Annotated in this window: 13 protein-coding genes; 8 read left to right on the top strand and 5 right to left on the bottom strand. The window is 51.0% G+C overall.

Annotated elements, in window-relative coordinates; all coding sequences use genetic code 11:
- Positions 1 to 26: 26 nt before the first annotated feature.
- Positions 27 to 365, bottom strand: coding sequence for a Spx/MgsR family RNA polymerase-binding regulatory protein (locus ACGHTT_RS12290; protein WP_390590894.1), 339 nt, complete (start codon positions 363 to 365; stop codon positions 27 to 29).
- Between the two features lie 282 nt (positions 366 to 647).
- Here ACGHTT_RS12290 and ACGHTT_RS12285 point away from each other — a divergent pair, with 282 nt between their 5' ends.
- Complete coding sequence (locus ACGHTT_RS12285; protein ID WP_390590892.1) at positions 648 to 1,088, top strand: hypothetical protein; 441 nt, start codon at positions 648 to 650, stop codon at positions 1,086 to 1,088.
- On the opposite strand, the gene nth is transcribed toward ACGHTT_RS12285, so the two are convergent.
- The 4 genes from nth to map are packed head-to-tail and all read right to left on the bottom strand — an operon-like array spanning position 1,085 to position 6,420.
- Complete coding sequence (gene nth, locus ACGHTT_RS12280) at positions 1,085 to 1,747, bottom strand: endonuclease III (protein WP_390590890.1); 663 nt, start codon at positions 1,745 to 1,747, stop codon at positions 1,085 to 1,087. The genes ACGHTT_RS12285 and nth overlap by 4 nt on opposite strands.
- The gene (dapC, locus tag ACGHTT_RS12275; RefSeq protein WP_390590889.1) at positions 1,747 to 2,937 is read right to left on the bottom strand and encodes a succinyldiaminopimelate transaminase; all 1,191 of its coding nucleotides are present in this window, start codon (positions 2,935 to 2,937) and stop codon (positions 1,747 to 1,749) included. Before dapC ends, nth begins: the two co-directional genes overlap by 1 nt.
- Before the next feature lie 31 nt (positions 2,938 to 2,968).
- Complete coding sequence (locus ACGHTT_RS12270) at positions 2,969 to 5,722, bottom strand: [protein-PII] uridylyltransferase (protein WP_390590887.1); 2,754 nt, start codon at positions 5,720 to 5,722, stop codon at positions 2,969 to 2,971.
- Positions 5,647 to 6,420, bottom strand: coding sequence for a type I methionyl aminopeptidase (map, locus tag ACGHTT_RS12265; protein ID WP_390590885.1), 774 nt, complete (start codon positions 6,418 to 6,420; stop codon positions 5,647 to 5,649). The genes ACGHTT_RS12270 and map overlap by 76 nt, the downstream gene beginning before the upstream one ends.
- Before the next feature lie 347 nt (positions 6,421 to 6,767).
- Between map and rpsB the strand changes: the two genes are divergently transcribed.
- From rpsB to ispC, 7 genes are all read left to right on the top strand, one after another.
- Positions 6,768 to 7,511: a 30S ribosomal protein S2 gene (gene rpsB / locus ACGHTT_RS12260; protein ID WP_390590883.1), complete on the top strand. Its 744-nt coding sequence runs from the start codon at positions 6,768 to 6,770 to the stop codon at positions 7,509 to 7,511.
- 104 nt (positions 7,512 to 7,615) lie between these two features.
- A complete protein-coding gene (tsf, locus tag ACGHTT_RS12255; protein ID WP_390590882.1) occupies positions 7,616 to 8,491 on the top strand; it encodes a translation elongation factor Ts in 876 nt (291 codons plus the stop codon).
- 120 nt (positions 8,492 to 8,611) lie between these two features.
- Positions 8,612 to 9,358 (top strand): UMP kinase, encoded by a 747-nt coding sequence (gene pyrH / locus ACGHTT_RS12250; RefSeq protein ID WP_390590880.1) that lies wholly within the window; start codon positions 8,612 to 8,614, stop codon positions 9,356 to 9,358.
- On the top strand, positions 9,355 to 9,912 hold the full coding sequence (gene frr / locus ACGHTT_RS12245; RefSeq protein ID WP_390590879.1) for a ribosome recycling factor: 558 nt from the start codon (positions 9,355 to 9,357) through the stop codon (positions 9,910 to 9,912). Before pyrH ends, frr begins: the two co-directional genes overlap by 4 nt.
- Before the next feature lie 59 nt (positions 9,913 to 9,971).
- Positions 9,972 to 10,667, top strand: a complete 696-nt coding sequence (uppS, locus tag ACGHTT_RS12240) for a polyprenyl diphosphate synthase (protein WP_390595052.1) — start codon at positions 9,972 to 9,974, stop codon at positions 10,665 to 10,667.
- Positions 10,660 to 11,493, top strand: coding sequence for a phosphatidate cytidylyltransferase (locus tag ACGHTT_RS12235; protein ID WP_390590877.1), 834 nt, complete (start codon positions 10,660 to 10,662; stop codon positions 11,491 to 11,493). The genes uppS and ACGHTT_RS12235 overlap by 8 nt, the downstream gene beginning before the upstream one ends.
- The gene (gene ispC / locus ACGHTT_RS12230) at positions 11,490 to 12,698 is read left to right on the top strand and encodes a 1-deoxy-D-xylulose-5-phosphate reductoisomerase (protein WP_390590875.1); all 1,209 of its coding nucleotides are present in this window, start codon (positions 11,490 to 11,492) and stop codon (positions 12,696 to 12,698) included. The genes ACGHTT_RS12235 and ispC overlap by 4 nt, the downstream gene beginning before the upstream one ends.
- Positions 12,699 to 12,700 lie beyond the last annotated feature (2 nt).

Here is a 12,700-nt window from a genome sequence, read left to right as displayed (position 1 = left end):
CTAGTAAGTGAGTTAGATATAAATGATTAGCGAAATAGTTGCGCGTATTGGTCCTGCTTAAAACCCACCATGCGAGCGGTGCCAGTATCGAGCAAGGGGCGCTTGATTAGGGTTGGGTTAGCCAGTATTAGTGCGACAGGGTCTGCCTCAGCCTCGGCCTTTTGTGCGTCAGTGAGCTGTTTCCACGTGGTGCTCCGGCGGTTGAGTAGGGCGTCACCCAGCTCTTTATGCCAGCCTCGCACTTGAGTGTCGGTGAGCCCGTCGATGCGGAAGTCGTGAAACGTGTAGGCCACCTCGTGTTGCTTAAGCCAAGTTTGTGCTTTCTTGACAGTGTCGCAATTTTTAATACCAAAAAGCGTATTCATAGCAATTTAAATGGTCAGTTTGGAAGTTGGGGCGCAAGTCTACCAGACTCACGCTAGGCGTGCATGGCGCACCAAAAGGGCAAAATTGCGGTTTTAAGATCAAAAAACACTAAAAAGCCAACTTATCGGCATTTTATTAAATCTTCTTGATCTAATGGCGCCTCAATTCTTTACATACACTTAACGAACGCGTAAAAAGTGCCACCGACAGTGGCGCCGTGTAGGTTTTAACCGTTTTTGCCCATTGTATTCGAGGTGTTCACAGGACGTGGCTGCAACAATATGACAATAGATTTTTCCCTACCCTCTCCTCAAGCGGACTTCAAAGTGGTTTTTTGGGGTCAAGCTAGCCATGGCGTCGAGCGCAGTGATTTGGCGCAAGGCTTCGCTAAACTCTTTAAACTGCGCTCTAACGAGCAGTTAAAACGCTTTTTTAGTGGCCGTGTTGTGGTGCTCAAGTCTGGCCTAACAGAGGCGCAAGCACGCGCCTATGTTCGCGCGATTGAAGCTATTGGCGGGCTCTGCAGAATTGAAAAAAATCAACTCGTGCGGCTGGAAGGCGAGTTGGCCAAGCGGCAAAAGCCGTCTTTTATGCGCGCGGGTTTAAACGCCGATCAAATGTCATTGGCGCCCATTGAGCATCAGCTACCAGAAGCAAAGCCAGCCGCTACGGTAGAACGGCGTTCAATGTTTGAGGCGCGCGAGGTCAACGGCCGCTTCTAAGGTTTGTGCACCTGTTTGGGTTTTTTTCGGTTTGGATAACACCAACGACACAGCGGGCAGCGGGTGCCGTCGCAGCCTCTAGCGGTACAGTATTCCCGCCCGTAAAAAATAATTTGTAGGTGTAACGTGTTCCACTTTTCCTTTGGGAACAGGCGCTTTAAATCCTTCTCCGTTTGCACCACATTTTTGCCGCTGGTCAGCCCCCAGCGCTGTGCTAAGCGATGAATGTGGGTGTCGACGGGAAAGGCAGGTACGCCAAATGCCTGAGCCATCACTACGCTGGCGGTCTTGTGGCCAACGCCCGGAAGCTCCTCTAGTTTAGCCATGTCTGCAGGTACCTCACCTTGGTACTTTTCAACCAAAATATGCGATAGCGCCGATATCGCTTTCGCTTTTTTAGGCGATAGCCCACAGGGTCGTATTACCGCTTGAATGGCGTCTACCGGAATGCGCGTCATGGCCTCGGGTGTTTTTGCGAGTGCCCAAAGCGCCGGTGTAATCTTGTTCACGCGCTCATCGGTACACTGTGCAGACAATAATACTGCGACGAGTAAGCTATAGGTGTCGGTGTGATCGAGCGGAATGGGCGGATTGGGATAATGCGCCTCTAGCGTGTGCAATATTTTTTCCACCCGCGCCGCTTTATTCGGGTTATCCATTAGCTGCCGGCCGTTAAAAAGGATCGAATTCTTTTGGCCGCGTCAACGCACTCAGCCGTGCCTGCAACTAGCGCCATGCGAATATGGTTGGCACCTGGGTTCCCAGTGGGTGTTGCTCGCGCGATAAATGTGCCCGGTAAAACGGTCACATGGGTGCGTTCGAACAGTTGCCGCGCAAAATCTGTATCGCTCATTTCAACGCGCGGCCAAAGGTAGAAGCTCGCATCGGGTTTCTGCACATCTAACTGACCTGACAAAATATCGAGTACGGCGTCAAACTTTTCAGCGTATAGCGCGCGATTTTCGATCACGTGTTTCTCATCTTGCCAAGCCGCTATGGAGGCCAGTTGGCTGGTTACCGGCATGGCACAGCCATGATAGGTTCGATACAGCAAAAACTGTTTTAAAATATCTGCATCACCGGCCACAAAGCCTGAGCGCAGCCCTGGCAGATTCGAGCGTTTGGACAGCGAGTGAAACACAACGCAGCGCTTATAGTCGGTGCGGCCAATGTCGTCACAAACTTCTAACAACCCCGGCGGCGGGGCGCCGAAATATAGTTCTGAGTAGCACTCGTCACTGGCGATGATGAAATCGTATTGATCGGCCAGTGCAATCAGCTTCTTTAACGTCTGTTTGGATGTCACCGCGCCTGTCGGGTTGCCGGGCGAGCACACGAATAACAGCTGGCATTGTTGCCACACGTCGGGCGCTACGGCGTCGTAGTCGGGAATATAGCCGTTGTCTTTGGTGCAGTTTAGAAAGTGAATATCGGTGCCGGCGAGAAAGGCGGCACCTTCGTAGATTTGGTAAAAGGGGTTTGGGCTAACCACTAAGGCAGGCTTCGACTTGTCGATAACGGCTTGAACAAACGCAAATAGCGCTTCGCGGGTACCGTTAACCGGCAATACCTGACGCTCGGCATCAACGCTGTTAGGCGATAAGTGAAACCGTTGTTCAAGCCATCTACTGATGGCAATGCGCAGTTCGGGAATGCCTTTGGTGGTAGGGTAGTTTGAAAGTTTATCGAGATTTTTCACCAAAGTATCGAGTACAAATTGTGGCGGCTGATGTTTTGGCTCGCCGATACTTAGGGCGATGTGTGCTAAGTCGACGGGTTTGGCATTGGCTTTCAGTTGTGCTAAACGCTCAAAAGGGTAGGCCTGCAATTTCAGCAAATCGGGGTTCATCTGCGACTCGTTTTTTGATGTTATATCTCGGTTAATGTTTTTGGCTGACGATGTCGTCCAATGCCTTGCAAATACTGTCCTGTAGGTCTTCGCACAGCTTGGGGTCGGAAAGCGGCTCGCCATTGGCGTCGCTGATAAAGAAAATATCTTCGACGCGCTCGCCTAGTGTGGCAATCTTGGCGTTTTGTAACTGAATACCAAAGCGTAAAAAAACGCGACCTATGGCAGCTAGTAAACCTGGTCTGTCTGGGCTGATAACTTCTAATATGGTGTTGCCGGTCACCAAATCATTACTCAGTCGTGTTCGACTGGGCATGGTGAAATGTTTTAACACCCGCGGTGTGCGGCGTTGGATAATATCGGGGTATTGATCGACCAAGGCCAGCTCATCGTGCAGCGCGCGCCGAATTGCATCGAAACGATCGTATTTAGTGGGTTCACCGTTCTCGTCGAGCACAAAAAAGGTATCGATAGTAAAGCCGTCGGGCGAGCTGTAAATACGGGCATCCTGAATATCTAAATTCAATCCAGACAGGGCGTTGGCGGAGGCGGCAAACACATTGTTGCGATCTTTAGTCCGTACGAAAATTTGGGTGGCTCCTTCCATGCCATTGAAACGGCTCTGGCGAATCAATATGAGTGGTTCCTCGCTGCGATGGCAGCTAATGGCTTCCGTGTGCCAGGCGATATCTAAATGTGATTCGCGCAAGAAATAATCTTCACCCATACCGCCCCAAATTTGCCGCACGCGCTTTTCTGAGAGATTCTTGTCTTCCAGTTTGCGAATGGCTGCCTGCTGGGTTTCAACAATTAGCTCCTGACGGTCGATGGGATTTTCGAGGCCACGGCGCAGGGCGCGTTTTGTTTCTAGGTAAAGCTGACGCATTAAACTCGCGCGCCAGGTGTTCCAGAGGTCTGGGTTGGTGCCGTTAATGTCGGCAACCGTTAACAAATAGAGGTAGTCTAGGCGAAGTTGATCGCCAACTAACAAGGCGAATTTGTGAATCACTTCTGGATCTGAAATGTCTTGCTTCTGCGATACTGCGGACATGAGTAAATGCATTTCCACCAGCCATACAACGAGCCTGGTTTCTCGACCCGTTAAGCCGTGGCGCACACAAAAATCTTCAGCGTCCACTTTACCCAACATGGAGTGATCGCCACCGCGGCCTTTGGCAATATCGTGATAAAGCCCTGCGATATACAGCAGCTCTGGTTTCGCGAGCCGATTCATAATATGCGCGGCAACCGGAAACTTTTCTTGCGCTTCCGGTAAGCGGAATTTGCGCATGTTTTTCATCACCCGCAACGTGTGCTCATCGACCGTGTAAATGTGAAAAAGGTCGTGTTGCATCTGCCCAGTTATACGGTCAAATTCCGGTAGATACCGACCCAATACGCCGTAGCGCTTCATGCGCTTTAATTGCCGCACAAGGCTATAGGGCGAGCGCATTAGCTCCATAAAAAGTGCTGTATTGCGGGGGTTGGCTCGAAAGTCATCGTCAATGAGCTGGCGCGATTCACGTATCAGTCTGATGGTTGAGGCGCGCACGCCAAGAATGCGCTTGTCTCTACCCATTAAGACAAAAATTTCAAGCAGTGCGCTGGGGTCTTCGAGGAAGACTTTGGTGTAGGCAACTTCAATGAAGCTGTTGCGCATTTGAAAACGCGCGTTAATGGGTTCGAGCTGCTGCTCTTGACCATTCGGTAAAATGGCTTCACTTAAAAATTGCAGCAATACATCGTTAAGTTCCTGCAATGTTTGCACGATGCGATAATACCGGTGCATGAATTGTTCGATGGCCAAGCGCTCGGGTGTATCTTTATAGCCAAACAGCGTGGCCAGCGCGCGTTGGTGGTCGAACAGTAGGCGCTCTTCTCCTCGCTTGGCGAGCATGTGCAGGCCGTAGCGCACGCGCCATAGAAACTCTTCACCGGTCATTAATATGGCGTATTCACCTTCGGTAAAAAAACCGCGCCCCTCGAGCTGTTTAATGGTGCGCACATTGAAGTAGCGTTTGGCGACCCAAGAGATGGTTTGGATATCGCGCAAACCGCCCGGCGCATTTTTGACATTAGGTTCAAGGTTGCTGGAGGAGTCACTGTGTTTATTGTGACGTTCCTGTTGTTCTTCCCACTTGGCGCGAAAAAAAGCGTCAGGCGTCCAAATTTTTTCGGGCGCAGTTGCGCTCATCAGTTGATCGCGTAGCTGGTCGTCGCCAATCAAGGTGCGACTTTCCATTATGTTGGTGGCGACGGTGATATCGTCTTTGGCGATTTCCACACACTGTTTAACGCTGCGCACACTGTGACCGATCTCGAGACCAATATCCCAAAGAAAGGTGAAAAATCGCTCGATCGCGTCCAAGTTCGCGCGCGCGTCATCGTTGTCAAGCAATAGCAATAGATCGATATCCGACGCCGGGTGCAATTCGCCGCGGCCATAACCGCCAACGGCCATTAAGCAGACACCTGTTTGCCAATTAAACTGGTGCCATGCGTAATGCAGGATTAGGTCGATAAAGTGCGCGCGCTCATAAATCAATGTGCGAATGTCTTCGCCTTCTTTGAAACGCACGTCAAACTGAATGTTGGCGGCGTTCATTGCATCCTTAAACGTTGCAATGGGTTTTTCTGTTGCTAACTTTTCGCGAAAGCGATTTTGATCAAAGAAAAACGGGGTGCGTTCAAAAAAAGGCGTGCTCAGCTTCACGAAAAAGATTCTTCCTTGCGGGCAGTTAATACTTCCACGCCGTCTTTGGTAACGGCGAGCGTGTGTTCCCATTGAGCGGACAGGCGTCGATCCTTGGTGAGCACTGTCCAGCCGTCACCTAACAACTTAGTGCCCGGCTTACCGGCATTGATCATAGGCTCGATGGTGAAGGTCATGCCTTCTTTTAGTTCCATGCCTGTGCCCGCTTGGCCGTAATGCAAAATTTGCGGGTCTTCGTGAAACACATTACTGATGCCGTGACCGCAGTATTCCCGCACTACCGAGTAGTAGTTGGCCTCGGCATGCTGCTGTATGACGGCGCCAATATCGCCAAGGCGGCAGCCAGGCTTTACCAGTCCAATGGCTTTGTACAAACACTCTTGGGTAACCTGTACAAGGCGCTCCGCGTGACCGGGTACTTCGCCGACAAAATACATTTTGCTGGTGTCGCCAAAATAGCCATCAAAGATCACCGTGACGTCGATATTAACGATGTCTCCCTTTTTAAGGACCTTTTTGTCGGAGGGGATGCCGTGACAAATCACTTCATTGACCGAGGTGCAGACAGATTTGGGAAATCCCTTATAGCCAAGGCAAGCAGGTATGGCTTTTTGTACATTGACGATGTGGTCGTGGATGATCTGATCCAGCTCACCTGTCGTCACGCCGGGTACCACGTGGGGCTCAATTAGCTCTAGGCACTCGGCTGCCATGCGACCAGCAACGCGCATTTTGGCGATTTCATCGGGTGTACGGATAGATGCAGACATGAGTAAGGCGTTTCCTTGAGTTTCCTAATGGGGCCAGCGCTCCGAAAGCAGAGGCTTTAGAGCCGGTAAAACGTAATCCAACACTACCTCGAATGAGGTAAAGGCGGGCATTGTAGCCCAAAATGCTAGGCTTCGGCAGGGTTGAAATATCGTCTTTAGCTTTGAGTTTTGCCGGCTTTATGGTATAAAGCGCGCCGCTGGAATGATCTAGCGATTAAAAATCAACGTCACACATGATCCGTCACGCCTGACCTGGGTGCCCGAAAGCCGCGTCGTTCCTACGGGAGCTTCACGTTTAGGGTTGGTCGGTGGGGTTCATGGAGGCTTAACCCGAAAGGAAAATAGATATGTCACAAGTAAGCATGCGCGAAATGCTGCAGGCTGGTGTTCACTTTGGTCACCAGACCCGCTACTGGAACCCTAAGATGGGTAAATACATCTTCGGCGCCCGCAACAAAATTCACATTATCAACCTTGAGCACACAGTTCCTGCGTTCAACAGCGCCCTAGAGACGCTGAAGACCATGGCTGCCCAGAAGAAGAAAATTCTTTTTGTTGGCACCAAGCGCGCAGCGCAAAAGGTGATCAAAGAGCAGGCCATCCGTGCTGGTCAGCCTTTCGTTAGCCACCGCTGGTTAGGCGGTATGTTAACCAACTACAAAACTATCCGTCAGTCGATCAAGCGTTTCCGCGATCTGCAGACCCAGAGCCAAGATGGCACCTTCGACAAGTTGACCAAGAAAGAAGCACTGATGCGCACTCGCTTGATGGCTAAGTTGGAAGATTCTATCGGTGGTATTAAGGACATGGGCGGTTTGCCTGATGCCTTGTTCGTCATCGATGTTGATCACGAGCGTATTGCTATTCAAGAAGCCAACAACTTGGGTATCCCAGTGTTCGGTATCGTGGATTCAAACAGCAACCCAGATGGCGTTGATTTCGTTATCCCTGGTAACGACGATGCGATCCGCGCGATCAAATTGTATGTAACTGCTGCTGCCGATTCTTGCTTAGAAGGCTTGGCTGCCAATGGCGCTGCTGTTGTAAACAAAGACGAGTACGTTGAAGCGAACGAAGCTGCGGCTAAGTAAGTAAACGGCTTGTCATAGAGCGGCATTTTTGCGGCTCAACGAAAAGGGGGCCTAGCCCCCTTTTTACCAATTATTTTTCATTACTTATTTAAGAGGATAGGTTTATGTCAGCTATCTCTGCATCACTGGTAAAAGAATTGCGCGAGCGCACTGGCCTCGGCATGATGGAGTGTAAGAAGGCGTTGGTTGAATCTAATGGCGATATCGAATTGGCCATTGATAACCTGCGTAAAGATTCAGGCCTAAAGGCTGCTAAGAAAGCCGACCGCACCGCGGCAGACGGCGTAGTTTCTGTAAAAGTTGCCGATGACGGTAGCTACGGCGTATTGGTTGAAGTTAACTCTGAAACCGACTTTGTTGCGCGCGACGAAAACTTCTTGGGCTTCGTTGCCAAAGTGGTTGATAAGGCTTTCGCTGGCAAGGTAACCGATGTTGCTGCGCTGATGGCAGGCGAGCTCGAAGATGCCCGCTCAGCATTGGTTCAGAAAATTGGTGAGAACATTGGCGTGCGTCGCGTTGTTGTGGTTGAGGCGCCAGCGGGTTGCGTTGGCTCCTATGTACACTCCAACAACCGCATTGCTGTGATCACTCAGCTGAAAGGCGGCAGTGTCGATTTGGCTAAAGACGTGTCTATGCATGTTGCTGCCGTTAATCCACAAGTGGTTAACACCAGCGAAGTGTCTGCTGACGTTGTTGAAAAAGAAAAAGACATCATCAAGGCCCAGCCTGACATGGCCGGCAAGGCTGCTGAAATCGTTGAAAAAATGATGGTTGGCCGTATCAACAAGTTCCTGAAAGAAATTAGCTTGACTGAGCAAGCGTTTGTTAAGAATCCTGAGCTGACTGTTGGTAAGTTGGCTAAAGATGCTGGCGCTGAAATCGTTGCGTTTACCCGTTTTGAAGTGGGTGAGGGTATCGAGAAGGCTGAGGTGGATTTTGCTGCAGAAGTTGCCGCACAGGTTCAAGCGTCTAAGGGCTAAGTTGCCCAACTTACCGGGTGCAAGCTCTGCGTTCGGTAGCTCTAAAGAAGAGGTTGGGTGTCGCGCCCAACCTCTTTTTGCTGTTAAACTGCCACCAATTTTTTGCGCGCGGAGCACACCATGGCCAGTAGTCGGGACAAGAAGTACAAACGGATTCTGTTAAAGCTCAGCGGCGAAGAGCTGATGGGGCAGGAAGGCTTTGGTATTGACCCCCGGGTACTCGATAAAATGGCCTTAGAAATAGGGCAGTTGGTCGGTATTGGTGTTCAGGTGGGCTTAGTAATTGGTGGTGGCAACCTGTTTCGCGGGGCGTCCCTAAGCGCTGCTGGGCTAGACCGCGTCACTGGCGACCACATGGGTATGTTGGCCACGGTGATGAACGCCTTGGCGATGCGCGATGCGCTTGAGCGCAGTAACATTTCCTCCCGCGTCATGTCGGCAATACCCATGAGTGGGATTGTTGAACACTATGATCGCCGCCGTGCCATTCGCTTTCTGAAGGCCGGTGAAGTGGTGATTTTTGCAGCTGGAACCGGCAACCCATTCTTTACCACTGATTCGGCAGCCTGTTTGCGCGGTATTGAGGTTGAGGCGGATATTGTTTTAAAGGCGACCAAGGTGGATGGTATTTATACCGCCGATCCACTCAAAGATCCAACCGCTACCAAGTTTGACGCGCTCACTTACGATGAAGTGCTCGAGAAAAAATTACAGGTTATGGATTTGACGGCCATCTGTTTGTGCCGTGAACACGACATGCCAGTGCGTGTATTTAAGATGAATAAGGCGGGTGCGCTACTGAATATTGCAGTAGGTAATGAAGAAGGCACCCTGATTCAAGAAGGTCAACAAGGGGAAGAACAATGATTAACGAAATTAAAAAAGATGCCGAAGGCCGTATGAAAAAGGCGTTGGAAGCATTAAGCAATAATTTCAATAAGATTCGCACGGGCCGCGCCCACCCAAGTTTGTTAGATTCTATTCAGGTGAACTACTACGGTTCGTTAACACCGTTAAGCCAGCTGGCAAATATTTCAGTTGAAGATGGCCGCACACTATCTGTATCACCTTGGGAATCGAATTTAGTTCCTGAAATCGAAAAAGCGATCATGAAATCTGACCTTGGGTTGAACCCGTCCACGGCGGGTAGCGTTATTCGTTTACCTATGCCAGCGCTGACCGAAGAAACCCGTAAAGGTTTTACCAAGCAGGCTAAGGCCGAAGCGGAAAACGCTAGGGTTTCTTTGCGCAACATTCGTCGCGATGCTCTGGCGCAAATCAAAGGCTTGTTGAACGATAAAGAGATTGGCGAAGATGACGATCGTCGTGCACAGGACGAAGTGCAGAAAATAACCGACAAGTACGTCGCAGAAGTTGATCAAGCCCTAGCTGCTAAAGAAAAGGATCTGATGGCAATCTAATTGTCGATTGTCGGGAGATTCTTGTGACAACAAACCGTTTACGCCATGTTGCCATCATTATGGATGGCAACAATCGGTGGGCTAGGCAACGCAATTTGCCTGGCGCCGCGGGCCATAAAGCAGGCGTAGAGCGAATTCGCGATGCCATGCGCGCCTGTCAAAAACTCGAGGTTGAAGTCCTTACGGTATTCGCTTTCAGTAGTGAAAATTGGCAGCGCCCTCCTAAAGAGGTGGAAGCGCTCATGTCCTTATTCCATCTCTATCTGCAGCATGAAGCCAAAAAACTGCGCGACGAAGGTGTGCGTTTAAAAGTGATTGGTCGGCGCGATCGATTTAGCGCGAAAATATGTCGCGCAATTGAAGCTGCAGAAAAATTAACAGAAGCGGGTGGCACAACGCTGGTGATTGCTGCTGACTACGGTGGTCAGTGGGATATTGCCAATGCCGCTAAACGTGTGGCTGAAAAAGTGCGCGACGGTGAATTGGAAGCTGATCAGGTTACTGATGATATGCTGAATCAATTTACCCAGCTTTCAGGTTTTCCGGCTCTGGATCTTTTGATTCGCACCGGTGGGGAAGTTCGTATCAGTAATTTTTTATTGTGGCAGTCAGCTTATACCGAATTGTATTTTAGTGAGCTGTACTGGCCAGATTTTGATGAGCAGGCCTTGTGTGAGGCCGCAGATACATTTTTCCAGCGCCAGCGTCGATTTGGTAAAAGTGGCGATCAAATAGAAGAGGCTGCTCGTGCTTAAACTACGGATTATCACCGCGTTACTGTTGGTTGGCGTGCTGGGCGGCGCTTTATGTTATTTGCCTATACCTTTGTTTCAGCTACTACTAGCCACGGCTGTATTAATAGCGACCTGGGAGTGGTCAAATCTTGCTGGGCTCAATCAATATGTAAAGCGCGCTGCCTACGTAGCTGCGACGGCCTTGGTGATGGCGGCAGTCGGTTATTTTGCCGAACTTAGCCGTGGCTTGAACGAGGTTTGGTTGCGCAATGTCTTAGTTGTTGGCGGTGCTTGGTGGGCCCTATCTCTGCTCTGGATTCAGGGCTATCCTTCTAGCGCAATTCTCTGGGGAGCATCCTCAGCTCGGATGGTGATGGGGTGGCTAGTATTGGTGCCAGCCTGGCTTGGGCTCTGTTATTTACGCGAGCAGCCTGGTGGCGAATGGTTGATTGTGCTGGTGGTGGGCGTCGTTGCTGGCGCCGATATTGGTGGGTATTTCTTTGGTCGCGCCTTTGGTAAGCGTAAGTTAGCGCCAAAAGTCAGCCCGGGTAAATCGTGGGAAGGTTTCTGGGGAGGCTTGGGCGTAAATGTACTCTGGGCTAGTGCGCTAGGGCTCTGGTTGGGTGGCGATAGCTTGGTTCTGTTGTTGGCCATAGTGGTGCCGGCGAGTTTAGTGTCTGTGCTGGGAGATCTCGTGGAAAGCATGTTGAAGCGCCATCGGGGCATTAAAGACAGCAGCCAATTATTGCCTGGGCATGGCGGCGTATTGGATCGCATCGATTCCATTACCGCGGCGGCACCCTTTGTAGCTCTAGGTGTACTGTTTACGGGTTTTAGTTTCCTATGAGGCTTGAGCAGCTCACAATTCTGGGGGCGACTGGCTCAATTGGGCTGAGTACGCTCGATGTGGTGCGTCGTCACCCTGACCGCTATCAGGTTTTTGCGCTCAGCGCAGCCAGTCAATGGCAGAAGTTGGCTGAGCTGTGTATAGAGTTTCAACCGAAATACGCAGTCATTGCCGACCCGCAATTTTTGCCTTTGCTTGAGCGGGCGCTGTCTAGCTATGCAACCGAGGTGCTAGCGGGGGTAGAAGGCCTGCAGTGTGTGGCAGCACATAAGGATGTCGATGCTGTTATGGCAGCGATTGTTGGCGCAGCGGGTTTGTTGCCTACTTTGGCGGCGGCGGAAGCGGGCAAAAAAGTGTTGCTGGCCAACAAGGAAGCCTTGGTGATGGCTGGGCATTTGTTCATGCAGGCTGTACATGACAATGGCGCCGTATTGCTGCCCATTGATAGTGAGCACAATGCCATCTTCCAGTGTCTGCCGGCAAATTACGTCGATGCCAGCACAGCTGGCGTTAGCAAAATATTATTGACGGCCTCAGGCGGTCCCTTTAGAACCTTAGCACTGGATGCCTTTGCCGAGGTGACGCCAGAGCAAGCCTGTGCTCATCCAAATTGGCGTATGGGGCGCAAGATATCCGTCGACTCGGCGTCGATGATGAACAAAGGCCTAGAGCTTATTGAAGCTTGTTGGTTGTTTGATCTCACGCCCGCCGATGTGAATGTGGTGATTCACCCACAAAGTGTTATTCACTCTATGGTTCAGTACGTCGATGGCTCGGTGTTGGCGCAGTTGGGCAATCCAGACATGCGAACCCCCATAGCCCATGCGCTGGCTTGGCCTGAGCGCATAACCTCTGGTGTGGCACCGCTCGATATTATTGCCACCGCTCGGTTGGATTTTGAGGCGCCGGACTTGGCTCGCTTCCCCTGTTTAAGGCTGGCATTTGAGGCCGCGGGGAATGGTTGTGCATCGACGGTTCTGAATGCGGCTAACGAAGTGGCCGTGGACGCTTTTTTGGCGGGCAAGCTTAGTTTTGACCGCATTGCAGAGCTCAACGAGCAGGTTATGCATCAGCTGGTCGATACGACGCCGAACAGTCTCGATCAGGTCTTGCGAATCGACCGAGAGGCCCGCCTAATCGCCCATCAATGGCTAGATCATGGTAGGCTGCGCGGCGACTTATCGCATACGGCTGCCAAGAGGTAATT

The sequence above is a fragment of the Simiduia litorea genome (assembly GCF_042853465.1).
Taxonomy (GTDB): Bacteria; Pseudomonadota; Gammaproteobacteria; order Pseudomonadales; family Cellvibrionaceae; genus Simiduia; species Simiduia litorea.
This window is presented reverse-complemented; position numbering and strand designations above follow the sequence as displayed.